This is a genomic window from Frigoribacterium sp. AC759 (assembly GCF_979256015.1).
The window spans coordinates 83725-106302 of record NZ_CEEDMT010000001.1; the positions used below are offsets into that span (position 1 = coordinate 83725).

The window sequence follows — 22578 nt, forward strand, 5'->3', positions numbered from 1 at the left end:
CGCCCGGGTGTCCGATGTGTCGGGCCAGACCCCGAGGCGCACCCATGAGAAGTCTTCTCTTCACCCTCCGCCTCGCGGCGACGTCGCCGACGCGGAACGCCCGGACGGCGACGGTGCTCGGGCGACTGCTCGGCATCGCCTTCCTGGTCTGCCTGCTGACCGGTCTCTACAGCCACTTCCTGCAGGATCCCGCCGAGTGGATGCGCTTCCCGACCCGCCCGGTCTGGCTCTACCAGGTCAGCCAGGGCGTGCACATCACGGCGGGCATCGCCTGCATCCCGCTGCTGCTCGGCAAGCTGCACGCGGTGTTCCCCCAGCTGTTCCAGTACCCGCCGGTGCGGCACCCGGTGCAGGTGCTCGAGCGCGCCTCCATCGCCCTGTTCATCGCGACGTCGGTGCTGCAGCTCGTCACCGGCCTGCTGAACACGTTCCAGTACTACCCGTGGCCGTTCCCGTTCAGGCAGGTGCACTTCGCGCTGTCGTTCGTGATCATCGGGTCGCTGGCGATCCACATCGCGGTCAAGCTGCCGCTCATCACGCGCTACTGGCGGGCCCGCGACAGCTACGACGCCGACGGCGCCTTCGTCGAGCCCGCCGGCGCCCTCGACCCGGCTCGGGCCGAGTTCACGGCCACGCGCGAGCTGACGCGACGGCGGGAGGCCGAGGAGGCGCGGCGCGCCTCGTCGACCGGCACCGCGCCTCCTCGGCCCCGCGGGTTCGTCGGTCGGATCGTGCACTGGATCGACACCGCGCACGAGGGCGACCGCGATCCGCACCGCGCGCGGGTGTCGCGACGCGGCTTCTTCGGCGCCGTCGGCGTCGCGACGGGCGGAGCGGTGGTGCTCACCGCCGGTCAGTCGTTCACCGCCTTCGAGCCCTTCAACGCGTTCGCCCCCCGGCAGCGCGGCATCGGCCCGAACGACCTGCCGATCAACCGGACGGCCGCGGCGGCGCGGGTGCTCGAGAGCGCGATGGCGCCCGACTGGGCACTGACGGTCTCGAACGGCGACCGGTCGCGCTCGTTCAGCGCCGACGACCTGACGGCCATGACGCAGGACGAGGGAGACCTGCCCATCTCGTGCGTCGAGGGCTGGAGTCAGACCGGCCGGTGGCGCGGGGTCCGCCTCGTCGACCTCATGGCGACGGTGGGTGCGCCCGCCGACCGGCGTCTCCGCTTCACGAGTCTCGAAGAGCGCGGCGGCTACCGCGTGATGCTGATGGGTTCCGAGTACGCCACCGACCCCGCGACGCTGATCGCGCTCGAGCTCAACGGCGAGCGGCTGAGCATCGACCACGGGTACCCCGCCCGGGTGATCGCCCCCGGCAGACCGGGTGTGCTGCAGACCAAATGGCTGACCACGATCGAGGTGCTGTGATGACCACCGTGAAGACCACCAGGACGGGCCGGGCCGCCCCCATCGCGGGCCGCGGCGTCCGCGTCACCAGGGGCGTGCTGATCGTCGTCGGGATCGCCCTGATCGGACTCGGCGGCTACGTGCTGACCGAGACCGTCAGCCCGACGCGCTACTCGGGGCTGCTCGTCTGGCTGATCGGCTCGGTGATCGTGCACGACGCGATCATCGCGCCCGTCGTCGTCGGCGTCGGTCTCGCCGTCCGGCGGACGGGTCGCCGCGTGCCGGCCGCGGTGATCGCCTTGGTGCAGAGCGCCGTCGTGGTCGGCGTCGTCCTGTCGATGATCGTCGTCCCCGAGATCGTCGCGAAGGCGAAGGGGCCGAAGAACGACACCGTGCTGCCGTTCGACTACGCCTCGCGTCTGGGTGCGATGTGGGTCGTGATCGCGGTCGTGACGGCCCTCGCCGTGGCGATCTACCTGGTGCGGACCAGGCGGCAGAAGGTCCGCGAGTCGACCGACCAGGTCTGAGCGACCTCGAGGCCGGCGCGGCGGGCGTGACCGGGCAGGGCCGCCCGACCCACCTCGGCCCAGGGGAACGTCGCACTCGTGAGACCGCGGTCGTCGACGACGTGGGCGTCGTAGAACTCGTCGGCGGAGTCGTCGTGCGCCGTCTCGACCACGACCGATCCGTTCGAGGCGATGACCTCCGAGCAGCGGGTCAGGAGGGCCGTCGGGTCGCCGCCGATGCCGATGTTGCCGTCGAGCAGCAGAGCGACGTGCCAGCCGCCCTCGCCGTCGAGCGGGTCGAAGACGGAGCCGGCCGCGACGGGCAGCCCGGCGTCGACGGCCATGGCGACGGCCGTCTCGGACACGTCTATGCCGAGGGCCTCGATGCCGAGGCCGACGGCCGCGCGGACCATGCGGGCCGGCCCGCAGCCGATGTCGAGCACCGAGCGCGCACCGGCGAGCGTCGAGAGATCGGCGGCGTCGGCGGCGGAGCTCCAGCGGGCGACGTCGAACGGTCCGTCGACGTCGGCGGCGCCCGTCGACGGGGCGGGTGAACCGGGTGCGACGGGCGCGTCGGCCCGGACGAGCTGCAGGCGCCCCTCGCGGCGCAGAGCGCGGGCGTAGGGCTCGGCCCCGCCCGAGCCGAAGGTCGCGACGGGGTGGGTGTTCGTGTCTGCGGTGAGTGTCACGAGAGGGGCTCCTCGGGAGTCGAGCGGGCCGGCGACGGGGTCTGAGCAGCGGCGGTGGATGAGGGGGAGGTCGAAGCCGAGGAGGCGCGGGTCGGGCCCGTCGGGGCACCACCCGGGTCGGCGAGACGGAGGGCCGCGGCGAAGCGGCTGCGCGGCGCGGTGGCGGCGACGAGGCGGGCGTCGTCGATCGTGTCGACGTCGACGAGCTCGGGGAGGGTCCGCACGCGCAGCCCCGCCTCGGCGAGTCGCCGCAGCTGGTGGGCGCCGGTGTCGTCGCGCGACATCGGGACGCCGCGCAGCAGGTCGCCGGTGGGTCGGGCGAGACCGAGGGCCCAGAAGCCGCCGTCGTTGGCCGGGCCGAACCAGGCGTCGACGTCGTCCGTCCAGTCGGCGAAGACGGGGGTCAGCGTCTCGACGGTCACCTGCGGCGTGTCCATGCCGATCAGCACGGTCGGGCCGTCGACCTCGTCGAAGAGGGCTCCGAGCCGTGCGTCGAGGTCGCCACCGATCTGAGGGATCACATCGAACTGTTCGGAGCCGGGCGGTGTTCGGTTGCCGTCGAAGAGCAGCACCCGTCGGGTGGCGGGCAGTGCCGAGGCGACGGCGAGGGTGTCCTGGATGGCGGCCGCGGCGACGTCGGCGGCCTGCTCGAGGCTCAGGGGCGGGTGGAGGCGCGTCTTGACGCGACCGGGGATCGTCTCCTTGGCGATCACGACGATGGTGGTCATCGACCCGCCTCCCGCAGCAGTCGGGACATGTCTCTGACGGCGACGCTCGTGCCCCTGATGGTGCCCGTCACCTTGCTCCGCCCGACCCGGGGCGAGTAGGGGGTGTCCTGTTCGCGGATCCGCCAGCCGGACTCGGAGGCGCGGAGCACCATCTCGAGCGGGTAGCCGCTCCGTCGGTCCTTCAGGTCGAGGGCGAGGAGCTCGTCGCGTCGGGCGACCCGCATGGGGCCGAGGTCGTGCAGGGCGACGCCGCTGGCACGCCGCATCAGCCGCGCCAGGGCGAGATTGGCGATGCGGGCGTGCACCGGCCACGCCCCGCGGGTGGTCGGGCGACGCCGACCGAGCACGAGGTCGGCGTCGCCCGACATCACCGGCTCGGCGAGCGCGGCGAGATCGGCGGGGTCCATCGAGGCGTCGGCGTCGCAGAAGGCGACGTAGGGGGCGGTGGCCGCGACGAGACCGGCGTGGGCGGCGCTGCCGAAGCCGCGCCGCGCCTCCTGCACGACCGTGGCCCCGTGCTCGGCGGCGACGCGCGCCGACCCGTCGGTGGAGCCGTTGTCGACGACGATCGCGTGCCAGCGGTCGGGGATGCGCCCCAGGACCCAGGGCAGCGCGCCCTCCTCGTCGAGACAGGGCAGCACGACGTCGACCAGCGGGACGTCGACGGGTGAGGTGCTCATCATCCCGACTGTACGGCTGACATGCCATGAAGGTGATGAGAGGGCCGCATCCTGTACATCGGCCGATCCGCTGTCATTCTGCTAGCATCACCGCCAGGAGGTGATCACCATGTCGACGGTGACTGTTCGCGGGCTCGATCCCGATGTGGTCTCGGGGCTCAAGGCGCTGAGCGCGAGACACGGGCGGTCGATGGAGGCCGAGGTGCGCTGGGTGCTGGGGCGGTACGTCGCCGACGCCGAGTTCCCGACGGCCGAGGTCGTGCTCGAGTTCGACGGCGCCCCTGGCCCCCCTCGCGCTCCCGGGGTTGCGGAGAACTGGGTCGTCGCTCTCCGCCGCCGGCTCGTTGAGAACGATGCGCTCCTCGACGACGACTTCATCGAGATCCTCGAACGCAACCGTCGTGAGCAGATTCCAGCGAAGATCGTCGACTTCGAGTGATCGTCGTCGACACCAACGTCGTCTCCGAGCTCTCACGAGTCCGACCGGCTCCCGAAGTCCTGTCCTGGTACGCCGAGCAGCGAGCAGGCGACCTCTTCCTGAGCGTGGTCTCCGCAGCCGAGATGCTCGCCGGTGTCCTCTGCATGACTCCTGGCCCTCGGCGTGATGTCGTCGAGAGAGGGGTCGTCGATGCTCTCGAGACGCAGTTCGCGGGTCGCGTCCTCGCCTTCGGCGCAGCGACCGCCCTCGAATACGCGGGGGTCGTGCGTCTCCGGACGCGTCTCGGTCGCCCGGTCGCGACGGCGGACGCCATGATCGCGGCGACGGCGCTCGCGACCGGTGCGAGCCTCGCGACCCGCAACGTCCGCGACTTCGAGGGGGTCGGGCTCGAGATCATCGACCCCTGGTCGGCGTGATGCAGGGGCGAGCAGGTCGAGGCGACCGAGCGCGGGGCGGGCCGTCGCCGACGACCCGACCCGCGCCTCCTGCCCTCCGGTCTAGTTCGTGACCGCGGCGCGCAGGGGTGCGGTGGCGAACTCCCGCATGCCCTCGTCGAAGCTGACGGCGGGCTCCCAGCGCAGTTCGTCGCGCAGCCGGGCCGACGACGCCGTCACGTGCCGCACGTCGCCGGCGCGGTACTCGCCGGTGACGACGGGCTCGGGCCCGCCGGCCTCGCGGGCGAGTGCCGAGGCCATCTCGCCGATGGTGTGCACGACGCCGCTGCCGACGTTGAACGCCCTGAACGTCTCGGGCTCCTGCTCGGCCGTCCAGTCGAGCGCCGCGAGGTTGGCCGACGCGATGTCGCGGACGTGCACGAAGTCGCGGCGCTGGGCGCCGTCCTCGAACACGCGGGGGGCCTCGCCGCGCTGCAGCGCCGAGCGGAACAGCGACGCGACACCGGCATAGGGGGTGTTCTGCGGCATCCCCGGCCCGTAGACGTTGTGGTAGCGCAGGGCCGCCGCGCGGCCCCCGGTGCTCCGCGCCCACGAGGTCGCCAGGTGCTCCTGCGTCAGCTTCGTGATGGCGTAGACGTTGCGCGGGTCGAGCGGGGCGTCCTCCGCGATGAGCTGCGGCTCGAGCAGGTCGCCGGCCTCGTCGCGCGGGTCGAAGACGCCGGCGTCGAGGTCGGCGATGCGACGAGGCGCCGGGCGCTCGGTGGCGCCGGCCGAGGTGCGGTAGCTGCCCTCGCCGTAGACGACCATCGACGAGGCGACGACGAGTCGGTCGATCCCCGCACGATCGAGGGCGGCCAGGACGACGGCGGTGCCGAGCTCGTTCGACGAGACGTAGTCGGGGGCGTCCTGGAAGTCGACGCCGAGCCCGACCTTGGCCGCCTGGTGGCAGACCGCGTCGACGCCCTCGAGCGCCCGGTCGACCACGTCGGCGTCGCGCACGTCGCCGAGCACGAACTCGACCCGCGGGTCGAACTCGGGCTCGCCGCCGTGCACGTCCGAGCGCAGCGAGTCGAGCACGCGCACCGTCCAGCCGCGATCGAGGGCCTGGGCGACGACGGCCGAGCCGATGAACCCGGCGCCGCCCGTCACGAGCAGCCGCCCGAGGGGGCCCGGGTCGGTCGAGGCGCCGCGAGCGTCGGTCACAGCGCGGCCCGGCGCGACTGCACGGGGCGGGCGAGCACGGCGGCGACCGCCTCGGCGGGAATCAGCTCGCGCGGCTCGTAGTCGCTCGGCAGCCCGGCGACGATCGACTCGATGGCGGCGACGATGCGCGGCTGGGCGGCGGCGAGGCGCTCCATGACGAGCTGGTGGCTGACGGCGTCGTCGTCGTCACCCTCCTCCGGCGAGATGCCGGCGTCGCTGTCGGTGACGAACGAGATGTTGACGGCGCCCATGCCGAGCTCGAGGGTCAACGGCACCTCGGGGTACATCGTCATGTTGATCGTGTGCGCGCCGGCGGCTCGGAACCAGAGCGACTCGGCCCGGGTCGAGAACCGCGGGCCCTGGATGACGACGCAGGTGCCCGTCGCGGCGAACGGCTCGCCCTGCTGCTCGAGCGCCGACACGGCGGCCGCCCGCAGCACCGGGTCGAACGGGTCGGCGGCCATCAGGTGCTGCACCGAGCCCTCGACGTCGTAGAACGTGTCGGGGCGGCCCCAGGTGCGGTCGATGAACTGGTCGGTCACGACCATCGTGCCCGGCGGGTACTCCGGGCTGACCCCGCCGACGGCCGACGACGACACGACGGCCTTGGCGCCCAGCGACGCGAGCGCCCAGACGTTCGCCCGGAAGTCGATGCGGTGCGGCGGCACGGAGTGCCCCTTGCCGTGACGGGTCAGGAACGCGACGCGCTTGCCGCCGAGCTCGCCGATCGAGACCTCGCTCGAGGTCGGGCCGTACGGCGTCGCGACGACATGGCTGGTCGCCGTGCCCGGCGCGAAGAGCGAGTAGAGGCCGGAGCCGCCGATGACGGCGACGTCGACGCGGGGCGGGGACGAGGAGGCGGGGGTGGTGTCGGTCACCCCCGCTACGCTACTGGCGACAGCCGAGAGGATCCGCGTGCGCACGATCGAACAGCACCAGAACGACGTGGCCGAGCTGGTCGAGGCCGCCCTGGCGGCACGGCCGCACGAGGGTCTGCGGGTCGATCCGGCGCTCCTCGCGGCCCAGCCCGACCGGTACCGGAGGCGCGAGGTCGCCGTCGACGTCGTCGCACCGATCGACCTGCCTCCGTTCGCCAACTCCCAGATGGACGGCTTCGCCGTCTCGTCACCCGATCTGACCGACGACCGGGCGACGTCGCTCGTCGTCGTCGACCGCATCCCCGCGGGTCGCGTCGGTCCGGCGCTCCGACCCGGCACGGCGGCGCCGATCATGACCGGTGCGGCGGTGCCCGACGGCGCCGACGCGGTGGTGCCCGTCGAGCAGGTCGATCCACCGCTGTTCCCCGCCGAGGGCGCCGACAGTCGCGTCTCGATCACGGGGCCCGTCGCCTCCGGCACGTTCGTCCGCGACGCGGGCTCCGACGTGCGGGCCGGCAGCGTGCTGCTCGGCGCCGGCACGATCCTCACCCCGGCCCGCTGGGGGGTGCTGGCCGCGGCGGGCGTGCGCGAGGTCGTCGTCCTACGCCGCCCGCGCCTCCTGCTGGTCTCGACCGGCGAAGAGCTCGCGGCACCCGGCGCCGACCTCGGCCCCGGTGCGATCCACGACGCGAACGGCACGGCGCTCGCCGCGGCCCTGGCCGAGGTCGGCGTCGACGTCGTCACCGAGCGGGTGACCGACGACGCGGCCACCCTGCTGGCGGTCGTCGCCCGGCACGGCGCCGACGTCGATCTCGTGCTCACGACCGGCGGCGTCAGCGCCGGTGCCTACGAGGTGGTGCGCGACGCCTTCGAGGCCTCGGGCGTCGTCTTCGGCTCCGTCGCCATGCAGCCCGGCGGCCCGCAGGGTCACGGCACGCTCACCGTCGGCCACCGGGCCCTGCCGATCGTCTGCTTCCCGGGCAACCCGGTCAGCGCCCTCGTCTCGTTCGAGGTGTTCCTCCGCCCTCTGCTGCAGACCGCGACCGGCATCGGGAGGCCGCGTGCGCAGCGGGCCGCGCCCATGGCCGAGTCCGCCGACTCTCCCGTCGGCAAGCACCAGCTCCGCCGCGGCCGCCTCGACGTCGACGGTCGCGTGGCCCTCGTCGGCGGCCCCGGCTCGCACCTCCTGTCGAACCACGCGGCGGCCACCGTGCTGGTGCACGTGCCCGTCGGCGTCGACCGGGTCGAGGAGGGCGACGAGGTCGTAGTGTGGGCGCTCGATGACTGATCGCGAACCGCCCGCCGACACCGCGCCTCCCGGGCTCACCCACGTCCGTGACGACGGGACGGCGCACATGGTCGACGTCACCGACAAGACCGAGACGACCCGCGTCGCGACCGCCCAGGCGCGGCTGACCACCCGCGGCGACGTCGTCGCCCGCCTCGTCGAGGGCACCCTGCCGAAAGGCGAGGCGCTCGGCACGGCCCGCATCGCCGGCATCATGGCCGCCAAGCGGACCTCGTCGCTCATCCCGCTCTGCCACCCGCTGCCCATCGGCTCGGTGACCGTCGACTTCGAACCCGGCGACACCGACGTCGTCGTGCTCGCACGGGTCAAGACCCACGGCAAGACGGGTGTCGAGATGGAGGCGCTGACCGCCGCCTCCATCGCCGCTCTGACGCTCTACGACATGATCAAGGCCGTCGACCCGCTCGCCGAGATCCACGACGTCAAGGTGCTGGCGAAGCAGGGCGGCAAGTCAGGGGACTGGGCGCGATGACCACCCTCCCCGTCCGCCGGGCCGTCGTCATCGTCGCCTCGACCCGTGCCGCGGCGGGCCGCGCCGACGACCTCACCGGCCCCGTCATCCGCGAGTGGTTCGAGGCGCGTCGCTACGACGTGCCCGCCCCGGTCGTCGTCGCCGACGGCGAGGCCGTGGGTCGCGCGCTCGCCGAGGCGCTCGCGACCTCGCCGGACGTGATCGTCACGACCGGCGGCACCGGCGTCTCGCCGACCGACGCCACCCCCGAGCAGACCCGGCCGCTGCTCGACAGAGAGCTGCCGGGCGTCGCCGACGAGCTGCGTCGTCGCGGCGTCGCGGCGACCCCCACCGCCGTGCTCTCGCGGGGCGTCGCGGGTGTCGCCGGTCGCACGTTCGTCGTCAACCTGCCGGGGTCGCGCGGGGGAGTCCGCGACGGGCTCGAGATGCTCGGCGACATCGTCGACCACGTGGTCGACCAGCTGGATGGAGGGTCGCATGACTGACGCCGCGGCGGCCGACGCCGCCGGCCCCGCCCCCGCATCGGCCGACGATCGCGTGCTGCTCGCCCGCGTCGTCGACGAGGCCCTCTCGGTCGCCGGCTGCTCCGCGCTCGTGGCGAGCCGCGCCTCCGGGGCCGTCGTGACCTTCGAGGGCGTCGTCCGCGATCACGACGACGGGCGCGGGGTGACCGCGCTGCACTACGAGGCGCATCCGAACGCGACCGAGGTGATCCGCGAGGTCGCCCTCTCGATCGCGATCGCGCACCCCGAGGTGCGGGTGGCCGTCGAGCACCGCTACGGCGACCTCTCGATCGGCGACGTGGCGCTGGCCTGCGCGGTCTCGTCGGCCCATCGAGCCGAGGCGTTCGCAGCCTGCGCGGCCCTCGTCGACGAGGTCAAGGCGCGCACCCCGATCTGGAAGCGGCAGGAGTTCGCCGACGGCTCCGACGAGTGGACCGCGTCGCTCGGCTGACCGCCGCCCGCCCGTGCCCGTCGGAGCGTCCGGCTGGGCCGACTACGCTTCTCGGGTGGCACATCTACTCGGCGCAGAAAACCTCCGTCTCGAATTCCCGACCAAGGTCGTCCTCGACGGGGTGACCCTCGGCATCGACGAGGGCTCCCGCATCGGCGTCGTCGGCCGCAACGGCGACGGCAAGTCGACCCTCATGTCGGTGCTGGCCGGTCGCCTGCAGCCCGACGACGGTCGCGTGACGACGCGTCGCGGTCTCACCATCGGCATGCTCGACCAGCGCGACGTGCTGCCAACGGGCGCCACGGTCGGCAGTCTCATCGTGGGCGACCGCGACGAGCACGAATGGGCCGGTGACGCGCGCATCCGCGACGTCATCTCGGGTCTCGCCACCGACATCCCGTGGGAGGCCGCGGTCGAAGACCTCTCCGGTGGCCAGCGCCGCCGCGTGGCCCTGGCGACCCTGCTGGTCGGCGACTGGGACGTCCTCTTCCTCGACGAGCCCACCAACCACCTCGACGTCGAGGGCGTCGCCTGGCTGGCGCAGCACCTCAAGCGCCGCTGGTCGGCCAACTCGGGCGCGCTCGTCGTCGTGACCCACGACCGGTGGTTCCTCGACGAGGTCTCGACCGACACCTGGGAGGTGCACGACGGCATCGTCGAGCCCTTCGAGGGCGGCTACGCGGCCTACGTGCTGCAGCGCGTCGAGCGCGACCGCATGGCCTCGGCGTCCGAGTCGAAGCGCCAGAACCTGATGCGCAAAGAGCTCGCCTGGCTGCGCCGCGGCGCCCCCGCCCGGTCGACCAAGCCGAAGTTCCGCATCGACGCCGCCAACGAGCTGATCGCCGACGAGCCGCCCGTGCGCGACGCCGTGCAGCTGTCGCAGATGGCGACCGCGCGGCTCGGCAAAGACGTCGTCGACCTCGTCGAGGTCGGCGTCTCGTTCGGCGACAAGCGGGTGCTGCAGGGCGTCGAGTGGCGCATCGCCCCCGGCGAGCGCACCGGCGTGCTCGGGGTCAACGGCGCCGGCAAGTCGACGCTGCTCAAGGTCGTCACCGGCGTCATCGCCCCCACCGAGGGTCGGGTCAAGCAGGGCAAGACCGTCAAGTTCGCGATCCTCGACCAGCAGCTCGCCGATCTGCACGAGGTCGCCCACGAGCGCGTGAACGACGTCATCGGCCGGCAGCGCACCTCGTACGTCACCGCCGGCAAGGAGATGACGCCGGGTCAGCTGCTCGAGCGCCTCGGCTTCACGAGCGCTCAGCTGCAGACCCCGATCAAAGACCTGTCGGGCGGTCAGAAGCGCCGCCTGCAGTTCCTGCTCATCCTGCTGAACGAGCCGAACGTGCTCATCCTCGACGAGCCCACAAACGACCTCGACACCGACATGCTCGCCGCGATGGAGGACCTCCTCGACGGCTGGCCGGGCACCCTGCTGGTCGTATCGCACGACCGGTACCTGCTCGAGCGCGTGACCGATCAGCAGTACGCGGTGCTCGACGGGCGCTTCCGCCATCTGCCGGGCGGCGTCGACCAGTACCTGCAGCTCCGCAAGCAGGCGACGGACGGCCAAGGAGGCGCGACCGACCGACCGACGGCCGTCCAGGGATCCTCGGCATCAGTCGCAGCATCCGCCGCCGCCTCGGGTCTCTCGGGCGCCGAGAAGCGCAACGCTGAGAAGGAGCTCGGGTCGATCGACCGCAAGATGGCGAAGGCCGCGACCGAGCGCGAGTCTCTGCTGGCGCAGTTCTCGACGTTCGACCAGTCCGACTTCGACGGCCTGGCGGCGCTGCAGGCCAAGCTCACGGCGCTCGACCACAAGACGGCAGAGCTCGAGGTGCGCTGGCTCGAGCTGAGCGAGCTGCTGGCCTGAGGGCTGGGGCCCTCGGGCCCGGGCCTGGGGCCTGGCCCTGGGCCCTGGCCCTGGGGCCTGGCCCTGGGGCCTGGCCCTCGGGAAGCCCGGTCGATGAGTCATGACACGCCGCGCCTCCTCGGCTCCTGACGGCGTGTCGTGACCCCTCGACGGGCGGTTACCCGCCCAGGGTCAGGCTGAGGGTGCGCAGCAGGTCGGTGAGGCGGCTGCGGTCGTCGGCGTTGAGGTCGCTCAGCAGGGCGTCCTCCTCGGCGAGGAGGCGTTCGATCGCGGCGTCGACCGCGCTGCGGCCGGCGGTGGTCATCGTGACGAGGATGCCTCGGCCGTCGTTCGGGTCGGTGCGGCGTTCGACGAGACCGCGGTCGACCAGGCGGTGGATGCGGTTGGTCATCGCACCGCTCGAGACGAGCGTCTGCTGGAGGAGGGTCTTCGGGCTCAGCTGGTACGGGGCCCCGGCGCGGCGGAGGGCCGAGAGCACGTCGAACTCCCACGATTCGAGGTCGCTGGCCTGGAAGGCCTCGCGGCGAGCGCGGTCGAGGTGCTTCGAGAGGCGGGCCACGCGCGAGAGCACATGGAGCGGCGCGAAGTCGAGGTCGGGTCGCTCGTGGCGCCACGCCTCGACGATCCGGTCGACCTCGTCATGCTCGGGCATCCGACCATTATGTCGACCGGTGCCGTGCGTGCCGTCTGGCAGAATGAGCGGGCGCATGAGCGCGGTCCGCCATGGTGTAACGGCAGCACGACAGCCTTTGGAGCTGTTAGGTCCAGGTTCGAATCCTGGTGGCGGAGCCAGGGGTGTTCGTGCGAAGCAAGACTGACTAGTCTCTTTCCGTGCGCAGTCGCGCGCTCATCGGGGGGATGACATGACGACCATCGAATTCGACGCCGGTGCGGCTGAGCGCTTGGCGAAGGCCGCCGACGGAGCAGCCGACACGCTGCGGGGGCAGGCGGGCTCTCGACGTACCGCTGCGGATCAGGCCGCCGAAGACTTCAAGGGCTCGTACGCGGCACGATTCACGGAGTCGGCGATCGCCGAGGCGGCGGACCGGCCCAAGGCGGCGACGGCGCTCGGAGATCTCGCATCGCAGGTCCGCGCCGTGGCGGAGCAGGCGGCCGCCGAGAAGAAGCGACTGGCCGATCTCGACGCGTGGCAGCAGCGGGAGGACACCCGGATCGCCGAGGCGAAGGCCGCCGCCGAGTCCGACGAGCTGGTCGTGCCCTGGCTGCTGACGCCGGGGTCCGGAGCCCCGGCGTTGTTCGATCCGAAACCGTCCGAGGTGGCCATCAAGCCCGTGCCGATCGAGGCGACCTTCTCGGCGCAGGGGCGTCCGCGCACCGGTCTCGGGACGGGCGACGGTCGCAGCTCGGCCGATCCTTCGGCCCTCCACGGCTTCGGCACGACGACCCGCGGCCTCGACACCGCCGCGTCCGACTCCGTCACGGGCGTCGAGAACGCCTGGGTGGCCTTCGTCAGCGCCTGCGCCTGGGCCGAGATCGGAACGGTCACCGTATTCGACGGGATCCGCCGGCTGCTCGAAGAGAACGCGGCCGATGCCGCCTGGCTCGACAGCATCGCCGACGCGTTCGAGCGGGCCGGCGGAACGGGCGAGCTCTCGGACGCGACGCTCGACCTCGCGGTGGCGGACGCCGTGCCGGCACCGTTCACCGAGCTGTTCGACGACTCGCTGACGCCGTCCGAGGTCGCGGCGCTCTGGGCCACGATGGGTTACACGGCCGCCGACCGGCGCGAGCTGGCCGCCCTGCCGACCTCGGCCCTCAGCGAGCTCGGCAACCTCGAGGGCATCCCCTACTGGGTTCGGAGCACCGCCAACGTCGCGGTCCTCGACCAGCGCATCGCCGAGGCGAACGACTTCTTCGACAACATGGGTCTGCCCGCCTACCAGAACGCCCCCGACCGAGCTCAGAACGCCCGCAACATCATCGCCCTCGAGAACATCAAGGCGTCTCTGGTGCAGGGTGAGGAGCTCGGGGCACGGACCCTCATCTCGCTCACCTCCGACGAGCCTCCTCTCGCCGCCGTCGCCATCGGAGATCTCGACACCGCCACGAACGTCACGTGGGCGGTTCCCGGCATGGGGTCGAGCACTCGAAAGATGACCGACTGGACCGATGCCTCACAGAGCGTCTACGACGAGCAGGGCCGCGTCCACGGCGACGAGGACCGCGCCGTGATCGCCTGGATGGGCTACGACTCGCCTCCGCAGCCCGGTGTGTTCGACTTGGACATCGGCGTGCTCGGTACGGGTGCGGCCCGAGACGGGGGCGACAGGCTGGCCGCGTCCATCGAGGGCATGAATGCGGTTCGAGGGGACGACGGACCGACCACGAACGTGCTGGCGCATTCGTACGGCACGACGACCGCCGCCTTCGCGCTGACGAAGCAGGGCGTCGAAGTCGACACCTTCACCACGATCGCCTCGGCGGGACTGCCCGATGCCGTTGACGCGGCTGAGAAGATCAACGCCGGCGAGGTCTTCGCCGGCCAGGCGGAGAACGCCACACCCTTCATCGGCGGTGCCGGCGACCAGTGGGCGCAGTTCGGTCGTGACCGCAGCTTCGACCACCACCAGGATCCGACGGACGCGGACTTCGGTGCGACGACGTTCGGCGCCGACGGTTCGGGCCCTCTCGTCGCCGTCGACAATCACGCTGTCCACACGGACGACCACACGGGTTATCTCGACAAGGGGACGGAATCCCTCCGAAACGTGGCCTACGCCACCACGGGTCAAGGCGACAGGGTCACCGGGTGACCCGCGCTCGCGAACCGAGAACCGTGACGTCGGCCCAGACGCCGACGGCCACCGAGAAGAGAGGGCACCGCGTCATGCCGGACCCCGCACGAAGAAGCCGTCGGGCCTTGGGCTCGTCGATCGTCCTCACGACGATGCTCCTGGTCTCAGGATGCGCAGCCGCAGATACAGGAGGAACGATCATGGATACGGACCAGGCGAAGGATGAGGTGGTCACCGTCGTCGACGACACGACCGCGGCGATCGGCGGCGAGTGGGAGGTCTACAGCGGCCCCGCCGTGCGGGCGTGCACGCAGGAGTCCGGGGGAGACGGCGCCGCGTACTCGTACATCACGACGCAGGCCGCCGCTCCGGGTGATCCGACCGCTCACATCGACGCCGTCGAGAAGCTCTGGAACGACCAGGGCATCACGACCGAGCGCTATCAGAGCGGCGGCGACGATCCCATCCTCGGTATCCGGGGTTCCGGCGGTCCGACGACGTCCATCGACTTCCTCGCCGACGAGCGCGGCTACAGCGTCGACGCCCTGTCCCCCTGCGCGGACGGCGACCCGGTCGAGCTCAAGGAGCAGGGCGAGTAGCCGCGCGCACCGGGTCCATCCGAGACGAGATCATGCACCAGCGTCATCCGAGTCGACGACACCCGTGGTCGTCGATCCCTGCAGCCCTGATCATGACGGCGACGCTCTCGCTCGCCGGCTGCAGCGCTGACGACGGGAGGAACATGGTGCCGCAGGACGTGGACGACGCAAGGGGAGCGGTCGTCGCGTTCGTCGACGAGTCGAGTTCGGCGCTCGGCGGCGAGTGGCGTGTCTCGAGCGGCCCCGCCGTCGAGAGCTGCGACCGGGACGGCGGCGGCGCGGGCGCGGCGTACGGGTACCTGGTCGCCATCGACCAGCCCGGCGGCGACCCCGAGCAGGACATCTCCTCCCTCGAGAGGCTGTGGACCGAGAGAGGTCTGACGACGGAGCGGTATCAGAGCGGGGGATCGGACCCCGTCCCGGGCATCCGCGGCTCAGGTGGGTCGGTCGCGACCGTCGACTTCCTGGCCGATCCGCGGCGGTACAGCATCGACAGCCTCTCGAGCTGCGTCGATGGGGACGCCGACGAGATGCAGCGCGACGGTGAATGAGCTGCTCGGCCGTCGACGACGTGTCCAGCCTCGGCTGATGCGTGTCCGTCCCGCCGGCACCGCGACCACGGTCATCCTGATCGGGGCTGGTGTTCTGACCGGTTGCTCCGCCCCTGGTGAGGCGACGTTCGCGACAAGCGATGCGAAGCGCGCCGTCGTCACCGTCGTCGACGACACCACCGCGGCGATCGGCGGCGAGTGGGACATCTACAGCGGCCCCGCCGTCGAGGGCTGCACGATATCTGACGGTCGCGACGGCGCCGCATACTCGTACATCACGACGCTCCGGCCCGGCGGTTCGGATCCCGAGGCCGATGTGGTCGCCGTGGAGCGCCTCTGGAGAGATCGGGGCCTGACGACGGAGCGCTACGAGAGCGGTGGGAGCGACCCCATCCTCGGGGTACGCGGTGTCGGGTCTGCAGCCGACTCGCTCGACTTCCTCGCCGACGTCCGCATGTACAGCCTCAGCGGGCTGTCGGCCTGCGCCGAGGGCGACGCCGTGCAGATGCAGAACGACGGCGAGTAGCCGCGCGCACCGGGCACCGACGGTCTCCCGTCGATAGCCTGCGATCTCACCCGCCGGTCGTGCCGGCACCGCCCCCGACGACGAGGACCCCGCGATGTCGACCACCAGCACCCTCCCGCCCCTCGCCCGTGCCGCCCTGCTCGGCCTCCTCAGCGGCTCCCGTTCGGCGACCCCGCTCGCCGTGCTCGCCCTGAACCAGGGAGCCGAGGAGGCACGGGGCGCCTGGCAGAGCTGGCGCCTGTTCCGATCGTGGCCGGGTCGCGCGGCGCTCATCGCGGCGGGCGCCGGCGAGCTGGTCGGCGACAAGCTCCCCGCCACACCGAGCCGCGTCGCGCCGGGGCCGCTCTTCGGGCGGGCCGTCGCCGGGGCGGTGGTCGGACTCGCCGTCGCCGATCCCGGTCACGGCGGGCCTCGCCTCGCGGGCGCGGTCGTCGGCGCCGTCGGGGCGCTCGCAGGGAGCTGGCTGTTCTACCTCGCCCGCAAGAGCGTCGTCGATCGGACGGGACTGCCCGACCTGGTCGTCGCGCTCGCCGAAGACGCCGTGACGGTCTCCAGCGCCTTCTCCGTGGTGCGCTCCCGCTGAGTCCTCCCCAGGGCCGATCATCCGCTTCGCCGCACCGATCCCGCCTGCCCTTTCGCGCCTCCTCGGTCACCCGTGGGAGGATCGCCGCAGATCACGCACCACCTCACCAAGGAGCACCATGTCTGAACGCAGTCTCGCCGTCGTCGTCCTCGCAGCAGGGCAGGGCACGCGCATGAAGTCGTCGACGCCCAAGGTGCTCCACCGCCTGGCGGGCATGCCGCTCATCCAGCACGTGCTCGAGTCGGCCGGCGCGTTGAACCCCGAGCACCTCGTCGCGGTCGTGCGGCACGAGCGCGACGTCGTCGTCGCGAGCGTGCTCGACACCTCGCCCGCGGCCCTCATCGTCGATCAAGACGACGTCCCCGGCACCGGGCGGGCGGTCGAGCAGGCGGTCGAGGCCCTGCCGGCCGAGTTCGACGGCGACGTCGTGGTGGTCAGCGCCGATGTGCCGTTCCTCGACCACGCGACCCTCGAGGCGCTGCTCGACCAGCACCGCGAGGCGTCCGCGTCGGCGACGCTGCTGTCGGCCGTGCTGCCCGACGCCACGGGCTACGGGCGCGTCGTCCGCCGCGCCTCCGGCGACGTCGATCGCATCGTCGAGCACAAAGACGCCACGGCCGACGAGCGGGACGTGCGCGAGATCAACTCGGGCACCTACGTCTTCACCGTCTCGGCGCTGCGCACCCACCTGCCCCGCATCGGATCGGCGAACGCCCAGAACGAGAAGTACGTGACCGACATGGTCGGTCTGCTGACGGCCGCCGGCGAGATCGTCGCCGCTCGCGCAGTCGACGAGACCTGGCGTCTCGAGGGCATCAACGACCGCGTGCAGCTCGCCGCCGCGGCCCGTCGCCTGAACGACCGCATCGTCGAGCACTGGCAGCGTGAAGGCGTCTCGATCGTCGACCCGCAGACCACCTGGATCGACCGCGACGTCTCGCTGAGCCCCGACGTCGAGCTGCTGCCCGGCACCCAGCTGCGTGGCGCGACGTACATCGCGGCCGGCGCCGTCGTGGGCCCCGACACCACGCTCGTCGACACCGAGGTGGGCGAGGGTGCGATCGTGAAGCGCACCGACGCGACCCTCGCCGTGATCGGCGCCCGCGCCTCCGTCGGTCCGTTCGCGTATCTGCGACCTGGCAGCGTGCTCGGAGCCGGTGGCAAGATCGGCACCTTCGTCGAGACCAAGAACGTCGAGATCGGCGAGGGCTCGAAGGTGCCGCACCTCAGCTACATCGGCGACACCGAGGTCGGCCGCGACTCGAACATCGGGGCCGGCACGATCACGGCCAACTACGACGGCGTGAACAAGCACCGCACCCAGGTGGGGTCCCATGTGCGGACCGGGTCGCACAACGTGTTCGTCGCCCCCGTTAGGATTGGCGACGGAGCGTACTCAGGTGCGGGAACGGTCGTCCGCAAAGACGTACCGGCAGGTGCCCTGGCGCTGAGCATCGCTCCACAGCGCAATGCGAGCGGATGGGTCGAGGCGAACCGCCCCGGCTCGGCGGCTGCCGAGGCCGCCGCTCGCGCCGAACGAACGACCGACTGAACCCCGGTCGGGTTGGCCCCTCGGGGCCGGAGAGCGAGTGACGTGTCCGGAATCAAGATCACCGGCGAGAATCGACTCGTTCTGATCTCGGGGCGTGCGCACCCCGCACTCGCCGATCAGATCGCGTCCGAGCTGGGCTCCGAGTTGATCCCGACCGACGCCCGCACCTTCGCCAACGGCGAGCTGTACGCGCGGTTCGACGAGAGCGTGCGCGGCTCCGACGCGTTCGTGATCCAGTCGCACTCGGCGCCGATCAACGAGTGGCTGATGGAACAGCTGATCATGGTCGACGCCCTCAAGCGCGCCTCGGCCAAGCGCATCACCGTGGTGGCGCCGTTCTACCCGTACGCGCGCCAAGACAAGAAGGGCCGCGGGCGCGAGCCGATCTCGGCCCGCCTCGTCGCCGACCTCTTCAAGGCCGCCGGTGCGCACCGCATCATGAGCGTCGACCTGCACGCCCCGCAGATCCAGGGCTTCTTCGACGGCCCCGTCGACCACCTCTTCGCCATGCCGGTGCTGCTCGAGCACTTCCGCGCCAAGCTCGACAACACGACGCTGACCGTCGTCTCGCCCGACATGGGTCGCGTGCGCGTCGCCGACATCTGGAGCGAGAAGCTCGACGCCCCGCTGGCCATCATCCACAAGCGCCGCGACCCGCTCGTGCCGAACCAGGTCACCGTGCACGAGATCGTCGGCGAGGTGGCCGGCCGCGTCTGCCTGCTCGTCGACGACCTGATCGACACGGGTCGCACGATCGTGAAGGCCGCCGAGGCTCTCAAGGCCGCCGGCGCCATCGGCGTCGTCGTCGCGGCTACCCACGCCGTGTTCAGCGACCCGGCACCCGAGATCCTCAACAGCGAGTTCATCGACTCCGTCGTCGTCACCGACACCCTGCCGCTCACCGAGCACCAGAAGTTCGACAAGCTCGAGATCCTCCCGATCGCGCCCTTGATCGCCCGGGCGATCCACGAGGTCTTCGACAACGGCTCCGTGACCAGCATGTTCGACGGCGCGGCTTAGGCTCCGACCGTCCGCCCGAGGGGGCGCCCGACCACCAGATCCGGTGGAGGGCGCCCCCTTCTGCGTCCCTCTCGAGTCAGCCAGGCATCGTGACAGGATGTGGCCATGCCTGTCGTCGAATCCCGTGTGGTCGTCCCGGTGAGCCCCGAGGTCGCCTTCGCGGTGTCGCAGACGCAGGGTGAGGCACGGAAGCGCTGGGATCCGTTCATCCGCCACCAGCACCTCCTCGGCGGCGCGACCGGGCCCGCCAAGGGCGTCCGCACCCTCACGGTGCAGCGGTTCGGGTTCCGGATGGAGAGCGAGTACGTCTCGTACGCGCCGCCCACCAACGTCGGGATGAAGATGACGAAGGGCTCGTGGTTCTTCGAGCGCATGGGCGGCGGGTGGCGGTTCAGCGCGGTCGAGGGCGACCCCGGCAGCACGCTCGCGATCTGGCGCTACAACTTCACCTGCCGGCCGAAGTGGCTCGCGCCGCTGGCCGAGCGCGTCGGCGCCGTCATCCTGCAGCGGGACATCGATCGACGCATCGAGGGGTTCGCCCGCGGCTGCGCAGACCCGCTGGTCCTCGCCGCGGCCGTCCCCGCCCGCCCCTGACCTGCGGTCGCGCCTGCTCCCTCCTCCATGCCGGCCGGTGCGCGGCAGAGAATCCTGGTGGCTGCCCGCGTGCGTCAGAACCAGCTTCCACTGATCGCCCGGCCCGCTCTCGCGTCGGCAACTCAGGCGCAGCGCGGTGTCTCCGTGCAGAACGCCCCGAGCAGCCCCGCTGCGCCTGAGTTGCCGACGGGCCGGCCGTCCCGCCGACGCAAAGACCCGGCGGAGGCTGAGCCGGCCCCCGGCCCACCTACCGGGTCCGTCCAGCCTCGCGACGCGAACGGGCGTGTCCGTCCGACCGGCCCGCCGAAGCAGTCCGGTCGCGACGAACACGCCCGTCAGGCCCGATCCCCGAGCACCCGGATCACGCCATGATCACCGGAGAGGTCAGTGGGTCGACGGCTCCGTCTCGATCTCCGACCGGTCGCCCGACCACAGCGTGTGGAACACGCCCTCCTCGTCGACCCGCTTGTAGGTGTGGGCGCCGAAGAAGTCGCGCTGCCCCTGGATGAGCGACGCCGGCAGTCGGGTGGACGCGAGCGAGTCGTAGTACGACAGCGCCGAGGCGAACCCGGGCACGGGGATGCCCGAGAGGGCGGCCTTCGCGACGATGCGGCGCCAGGCGTCCTCCCCGTCGCGGACGGCGGCGGCGAAGTAGTCGTCCTCGAGGAGGGTCGCGATGGTGGCGTCCTTCTCGTAGGCGTCGACGATGCGGTTCAGGAACTGCGCGCGGATGATGCAGCCGCCGCGCCAGATCTTGGCGATGGCGCCCTTGTCGATGTCCCAGCCGTATTCGAGGGCGCCGGCGATGATCGCGTCGAACCCCTGGGCGTAGGCCACGATCTTCGACGCGTAGAGCGCCTTCTGCACGTCGTCCTCGAAGCCGTCGCCGGCTTCCTGCACCTCGGGCCGGCCCTGCAGGGTCGCCTGCACGGCGGCGCGCTGGTCGGGCTTCGACGACACGGCGCGCGCGAAGACGGCTTCGGCGATGCCGCCGACGGGCACGCCGAGTCCGACGCTGTTCTGCACAGTCCAGACGCCGGTGCCCTTCGACCCGGCGGCGTCGACGATCTGGTCGACGAGCGGCCCGCCCGTCTTGGCGTCGACCTGGCGCAGCACCTCGGCGGTGATCTCGATCAGGTACGACTCGAGCTCCCCCTTGTTCCACTCGTCGAAGACGGCGGCGATGGCGGCGGGCTCGTGTCCGCCCACGCGGCGCAGCAGGTCGTACGACTCGGCGATGAGCTGCATGTCGGCGTACTCGATGCCGTTGTGGATCATCTTGACGAAGTGTCCGGCGCCGTCCGACCCGACGTGCGTGACGCACGGCTCGCCCTCGGCGACGGCGGCGATCGACGAGAGGATCGGGCCGAGGGTCGCGTACGCCTCCTTCGATCCGCCGGGCATGATCGACGGCCCCTTGAGCGCGCCTTCCTCGCCGCCCGAGATCCCGGCGCCGACGAAGTTCAGGCCGCGGTCGCGCAGTGCGGACTCCCGGCGGCGGGTGTCGAGGAAGTTCGCGTTGCCGCCGTCGACGATGATGTCGCCCTCCTCGAACAGGTCGGCGAGCTGGTCGATGACGGCGTCGGTGCCGCGTCCGGCCTGGACCATGATGATCGCGGTGCGCGGCTTCTGCAGCGAGGCCGCGAAGTCCTCGATGGTCTTCGACGCGATGAACCCGGCGTCGCCGTGCTCGCTCATCAGCGTGTCGGTGCGTTCGGGGGAGCGGTTGTACACGGCGACGGTGTTGCCCTCGCGGCTCGCGAGGTTGCGGGCGAGGTTCGAGCCCATCACGGCGAGCCCGACGACTCCGATGTTCGCCTGCGGGGTGGTCGACGTTTCTGTTCCCTGTTCGGTCACGGTGACTTCCTCTCGATGGGTTGGGTAGCCGCAGACTATGCCCCCGTCCCGAGCGTGTGACGGGTAGTGTCCGTACCCGTCCCGGCAGTCGCCTCCCGGCCCTCCGACCGGTTCCCGAGAGGTTTCCGGGCGTCGCCGCGGCACCGCCCGGGGGCCACGAGCCGAGGAGGCGCGGGTTGGCGACACGCCCGGGCCCCGTGTAACCTCGGAAGCTGAACTTCGGCGAGGGATGCGCAGGCATCCGTTATCGACGCGGTAGGCAGGCGCTCAGTCTCGGACGAGCGGGTCCTTCGGGGCCCGTCACCTCACGGCTGCGGGGTCTTTCCTCACGCGATACGCGTTCGAGTTGAAACCGACCACACATCCGGTCCGCCCCCGCGGCGGCCTCAGAAGGAGACACACATGGCTGACGCCAACAACCTGTCCGCTCTCGTCCGCACCAGCTTCGGCAAGGGCGCGGCTCGCAAGATCCGTGCGAACGACCAGATCCCCGCGGTCATCTACGGTCACGGCACCGACCCCCAGCACGTCACCCTCCCCGGTCACGAGACCATGCTGATCACGCGTCGTGCGAACGCCGTCATCACGCTCGACATCGAGGGCACCGAGCAGCTCGCCCTCGTCAAGGACATCCAGCGCGACCCGGTCAAGCAGACCATCGAGCACATCGACCTCATCGTCGTGCGTCGCGGCGAGAAGGTCACCGTCGAGGTGCCCGTGCACGTCGAGGGCGAGTCGTACCCCGGCACCATCCACGTGCTCGAGCTCAACGCCGTCGAGCTCGAGGTCGAGGCCACGCACATCCCGCAGAACGTCGTCGTGTCGATCGAGGGCCTCGAAGAGGGTGCGCAGATCACCGCGGCCGACCTGAAGCTGCCCTCGGGCGCGAACCTGGTCAGCGAGCCCGAGACCCTCGTGCTCGCCATCTCGGTGCCCCAGCTCGACCTCACGACCGACGCGGTCTCCGACGAGGACGGCGAGGCCGCCCCCGCCGAGGGCGACGTCGACTCGATCGAAGACGAAGAGCGCTCCGAGTAACACCCCCTGCCGGCGCAGAACCAC

General features: G+C 71.7%; 25 protein-coding genes and 1 tRNA gene. 19 read left to right on the plus strand and 7 right to left on the minus strand.

The features are described from left to right. Nucleotides 1-44: 44 nt before the first annotated feature. Entirely contained in the window at nt 45-1376 is a 1332-nt protein-coding gene (locus ACZ6JE_RS00365; protein ID WP_464317906.1) for a molybdopterin-dependent oxidoreductase, read from the plus strand. Continuing rightward, nucleotides 1376-1882: a hypothetical protein gene (locus ACZ6JE_RS00370; protein WP_192059536.1), complete on the plus strand. Its 507-nt coding sequence runs from the start codon at nt 1376-1378 to the stop codon at nt 1880-1882. Before ACZ6JE_RS00365 ends, ACZ6JE_RS00370 begins: the two co-directional genes overlap by 1 nt. Here ACZ6JE_RS00370 and ACZ6JE_RS00375 read toward each other — a convergent pair. The 3 genes from ACZ6JE_RS00375 to ACZ6JE_RS00385 are packed head-to-tail and all read right to left on the minus strand — an operon-like array spanning nt 1828 to nt 3958. Continuing rightward, nucleotides 1828-2550, minus strand: coding sequence for a class I SAM-dependent methyltransferase (locus ACZ6JE_RS00375; RefSeq protein WP_243214416.1), 723 nt, complete (start codon nt 2548-2550; stop codon nt 1828-1830). The two genes, ACZ6JE_RS00370 and ACZ6JE_RS00375, sit on opposite strands and share 55 nt — an antisense overlap. Next, nucleotides 2547-3278, minus strand: coding sequence for a TIGR04282 family arsenosugar biosynthesis glycosyltransferase (locus ACZ6JE_RS00380; RefSeq protein ID WP_192059540.1), 732 nt, complete (start codon nt 3276-3278; stop codon nt 2547-2549). The genes ACZ6JE_RS00375 and ACZ6JE_RS00380 overlap by 4 nt, the downstream gene beginning before the upstream one ends. Beyond that, nucleotides 3275-3958, minus strand: coding sequence for a glycosyltransferase family 2 protein (locus ACZ6JE_RS00385; RefSeq protein ID WP_464317907.1), 684 nt, complete (start codon nt 3956-3958; stop codon nt 3275-3277). The genes ACZ6JE_RS00380 and ACZ6JE_RS00385 overlap by 4 nt, the downstream gene beginning before the upstream one ends. Before the next feature lie 109 nt (nt 3959-4067). On the opposite strand from ACZ6JE_RS00385, the gene ACZ6JE_RS00390 reads away from it, so the two are divergent. Continuing rightward, entirely contained in the window at nt 4068-4397 is a 330-nt protein-coding gene (locus tag ACZ6JE_RS00390; RefSeq protein WP_464317908.1) for a FitA-like ribbon-helix-helix domain-containing protein, read from the plus strand. Beyond that, complete coding sequence (locus ACZ6JE_RS00395; protein ID WP_464317909.1) at nt 4394-4813, plus strand: PIN domain-containing protein; 420 nt, start codon at nt 4394-4396, stop codon at nt 4811-4813. The genes ACZ6JE_RS00390 and ACZ6JE_RS00395 overlap by 4 nt, the downstream gene beginning before the upstream one ends. Nucleotides 4814-4894: 81 nt before the next feature. Here ACZ6JE_RS00395 and ACZ6JE_RS00400 read toward each other — a convergent pair whose 3' ends face one another. Beyond that, a complete protein-coding gene (locus ACZ6JE_RS00400) occupies nt 4895-5995 on the minus strand; it encodes an NAD-dependent epimerase/dehydratase family protein (protein WP_320477056.1) in 1101 nt (366 codons plus the stop codon). Further along, nucleotides 5992-6873 (minus strand): MTAP family purine nucleoside phosphorylase, encoded by an 882-nt coding sequence (locus tag ACZ6JE_RS00405; RefSeq protein ID WP_192059550.1) that lies wholly within the window; start codon nt 6871-6873, stop codon nt 5992-5994. Before ACZ6JE_RS00405 ends, ACZ6JE_RS00400 begins: the two co-directional genes overlap by 4 nt. A 37-nt stretch (nt 6874-6910) precedes the next feature. On the opposite strand from ACZ6JE_RS00405, the gene ACZ6JE_RS00410 reads away from it, so the two are divergent. The 5 genes from ACZ6JE_RS00410 to ACZ6JE_RS00430 are packed head-to-tail and all read left to right on the plus strand — an operon-like array spanning nt 6911 to nt 11478. After that, nucleotides 6911-8161 carry a molybdopterin molybdotransferase MoeA gene (locus tag ACZ6JE_RS00410; RefSeq protein WP_464317910.1) on the plus strand — a complete coding sequence of 417 codons (1251 nt, stop codon included), beginning with the start codon at nt 6911-6913 and terminating at the stop codon, nt 8159-8161. Further along, nucleotides 8154-8654 carry a cyclic pyranopterin monophosphate synthase MoaC gene (gene moaC, locus ACZ6JE_RS00415; RefSeq protein ID WP_243214399.1) on the plus strand — a complete coding sequence of 167 codons (501 nt, stop codon included), beginning with the start codon at nt 8154-8156 and terminating at the stop codon, nt 8652-8654. Before ACZ6JE_RS00410 ends, moaC begins: the two co-directional genes overlap by 8 nt. Further along, nucleotides 8651-9139 (plus strand): MogA/MoaB family molybdenum cofactor biosynthesis protein, encoded by a 489-nt coding sequence (locus tag ACZ6JE_RS00420; protein WP_320477053.1) that lies wholly within the window; start codon nt 8651-8653, stop codon nt 9137-9139. The genes moaC and ACZ6JE_RS00420 overlap by 4 nt, the downstream gene beginning before the upstream one ends. Continuing rightward, a complete protein-coding gene (locus tag ACZ6JE_RS00425) occupies nt 9132-9608 on the plus strand; it encodes a molybdenum cofactor biosynthesis protein MoaE (protein ID WP_243214395.1) in 477 nt (158 codons plus the stop codon). Before ACZ6JE_RS00420 ends, ACZ6JE_RS00425 begins: the two co-directional genes overlap by 8 nt. 55 nt (nt 9609-9663) lie before the next feature. Then, nucleotides 9664-11478, plus strand: a complete 1815-nt coding sequence (locus ACZ6JE_RS00430) for an ABC-F family ATP-binding cassette domain-containing protein (protein WP_464317911.1) — start codon at nt 9664-9666, stop codon at nt 11476-11478. Nucleotides 11479-11635: 157 nt separating this feature from the next. Here the strand turns inward: ACZ6JE_RS00430 and ACZ6JE_RS00435 are convergent, their stop codons facing one another. Continuing rightward, nucleotides 11636-12130, minus strand: coding sequence for a MarR family winged helix-turn-helix transcriptional regulator (locus ACZ6JE_RS00435; RefSeq protein ID WP_464317912.1), 495 nt, complete (start codon nt 12128-12130; stop codon nt 11636-11638). Nucleotides 12131-12195: 65 nt separating this feature from the next. On the opposite strand from ACZ6JE_RS00435, the gene ACZ6JE_RS00440 reads away from it, so the two are divergent. The 9 genes from ACZ6JE_RS00440 (at nt 12196) to ACZ6JE_RS00480 (ending at nt 19659) form a co-directional block, all read left to right on the plus strand. Beyond that, nucleotides 12196-12270 (plus strand) — tRNA-Gln (locus ACZ6JE_RS00440). A 71-nt stretch (nt 12271-12341) separates the two neighbouring features. Continuing rightward, nucleotides 12342-14252, plus strand: coding sequence for an alpha/beta hydrolase (locus ACZ6JE_RS00445; protein WP_464317913.1), 1911 nt, complete (start codon nt 12342-12344; stop codon nt 14250-14252). 182 nt (nt 14253-14434) lie between these two features. Continuing rightward, nucleotides 14435-14833 (plus strand): hypothetical protein, encoded by a 399-nt coding sequence (locus ACZ6JE_RS00450; RefSeq protein WP_320478598.1) that lies wholly within the window; start codon nt 14435-14437, stop codon nt 14831-14833. A 32-nt stretch (nt 14834-14865) separates the two neighbouring features. Then, nucleotides 14866-15384, plus strand: coding sequence for a hypothetical protein (locus ACZ6JE_RS00455; protein ID WP_192059569.1), 519 nt, complete (start codon nt 14866-14868; stop codon nt 15382-15384). 37 nt (nt 15385-15421) lie between these two features. Further along, nucleotides 15422-15910: a hypothetical protein gene (locus tag ACZ6JE_RS00460; protein ID WP_464317914.1), complete on the plus strand. Its 489-nt coding sequence runs from the start codon at nt 15422-15424 to the stop codon at nt 15908-15910. A 94-nt stretch (nt 15911-16004) separates the two neighbouring features. Beyond that, nucleotides 16005-16493: a DUF4126 family protein gene (locus ACZ6JE_RS00465; protein WP_320478601.1), complete on the plus strand. Its 489-nt coding sequence runs from the start codon at nt 16005-16007 to the stop codon at nt 16491-16493. 118 nt (nt 16494-16611) lie between these two features. Continuing rightward, on the plus strand, nt 16612-18045 hold the full coding sequence (gene glmU / locus ACZ6JE_RS00470) for a bifunctional UDP-N-acetylglucosamine diphosphorylase/glucosamine-1-phosphate N-acetyltransferase GlmU (protein ID WP_192059575.1): 1434 nt from the start codon (nt 16612-16614) through the stop codon (nt 18043-18045). A gap of 42 nt (nt 18046-18087) precedes the next feature. Next, nucleotides 18088-19065, plus strand: coding sequence for a ribose-phosphate diphosphokinase (locus ACZ6JE_RS00475; protein ID WP_192059577.1), 978 nt, complete (start codon nt 18088-18090; stop codon nt 19063-19065). 105 nt (nt 19066-19170) lie between these two features. Continuing rightward, complete coding sequence (locus tag ACZ6JE_RS00480) at nt 19171-19659, plus strand: SRPBCC family protein (protein WP_192059579.1); 489 nt, start codon at nt 19171-19173, stop codon at nt 19657-19659. Between the two features lie 384 nt (nt 19660-20043). Here the strand turns inward: ACZ6JE_RS00480 and gndA are convergent, their stop codons facing one another. Continuing rightward, nucleotides 20044-21516 carry an NADP-dependent phosphogluconate dehydrogenase gene (gene gndA, locus ACZ6JE_RS00485; protein ID WP_308196172.1) on the minus strand — a complete coding sequence of 491 codons (1473 nt, stop codon included), beginning with the start codon at nt 21514-21516 and terminating at the stop codon, nt 20044-20046. Between the two features lie 402 nt (nt 21517-21918). Here gndA and ACZ6JE_RS00490 point away from each other — a divergent pair, with 402 nt between their 5' ends. Beyond that, a complete protein-coding gene (locus tag ACZ6JE_RS00490) occupies nt 21919-22554 on the plus strand; it encodes a 50S ribosomal protein L25/general stress protein Ctc (protein ID WP_192059581.1) in 636 nt (211 codons plus the stop codon). Nucleotides 22555-22578: the final 24 nt, after the last annotated feature.

Bases quoted from the DNA above. Each gene is read 5' to 3' on its own strand.
- ACZ6JE_RS00445 (WP_464317913.1), top strand. From the start codon at position 12,342: ATGACGACCATCGAATTCGACGCCGGTGCGGCTGAGCGCTTGGCGAAG.
- ACZ6JE_RS00465 (WP_320478601.1), top strand. From the start codon at position 16,005: ATGTCGACCACCAGCACCCTCCCGCCCCTCGCCCGTGCCGCCCTGCTC.
- ACZ6JE_RS00480 (WP_192059579.1), top strand. From the start codon at position 19,171: ATGCCTGTCGTCGAATCCCGTGTGGTCGTCCCGGTGAGCCCCGAGGTC.
- ACZ6JE_RS00490 (WP_192059581.1), top strand. From the start codon at position 21,919: ATGGCTGACGCCAACAACCTGTCCGCTCTCGTCCGCACCAGCTTCGGC.
- ACZ6JE_RS00385 (WP_464317907.1), bottom strand. From the start codon at position 3,958: ATGAGCACCTCACCCGTCGACGTCCCGCTGGTCGACGTCGTGCTGCCC.
- ACZ6JE_RS00380 (WP_192059540.1), bottom strand. From the start codon at position 3,278: ATGACCACCATCGTCGTGATCGCCAAGGAGACGATCCCCGGTCGCGTC.
- ACZ6JE_RS00390 (WP_464317908.1), top strand. From the start codon at position 4,068: ATGTCGACGGTGACTGTTCGCGGGCTCGATCCCGATGTGGTCTCGGGG.
- ACZ6JE_RS00455 (WP_192059569.1), top strand. From the start codon at position 14,866: ATGCACCAGCGTCATCCGAGTCGACGACACCCGTGGTCGTCGATCCCT.
- ACZ6JE_RS00435 (WP_464317912.1), bottom strand. From the start codon at position 12,130: ATGCCCGAGCATGACGAGGTCGACCGGATCGTCGAGGCGTGGCGCCAC.
- ACZ6JE_RS00420 (WP_320477053.1), top strand. From the start codon at position 8,651: ATGACCACCCTCCCCGTCCGCCGGGCCGTCGTCATCGTCGCCTCGACC.
- glmU (WP_192059575.1), top strand. From the start codon at position 16,612: ATGTCTGAACGCAGTCTCGCCGTCGTCGTCCTCGCAGCAGGGCAGGGC.
- ACZ6JE_RS00450 (WP_320478598.1), top strand. From the start codon at position 14,435: ATGGATACGGACCAGGCGAAGGATGAGGTGGTCACCGTCGTCGACGAC.
- ACZ6JE_RS00460 (WP_464317914.1), top strand. From the start codon at position 15,422: ATGCGTGTCCGTCCCGCCGGCACCGCGACCACGGTCATCCTGATCGGG.
- moaC (WP_243214399.1), top strand. From the start codon at position 8,154: ATGACTGATCGCGAACCGCCCGCCGACACCGCGCCTCCCGGGCTCACC.
- ACZ6JE_RS00370 (WP_192059536.1), top strand. From the start codon at position 1,376: ATGACCACCGTGAAGACCACCAGGACGGGCCGGGCCGCCCCCATCGCG.
- ACZ6JE_RS00425 (WP_243214395.1), top strand. From the start codon at position 9,132: ATGACTGACGCCGCGGCGGCCGACGCCGCCGGCCCCGCCCCCGCATCG.
- ACZ6JE_RS00365 (WP_464317906.1), top strand. From the start codon at position 45: ATGAGAAGTCTTCTCTTCACCCTCCGCCTCGCGGCGACGTCGCCGACG.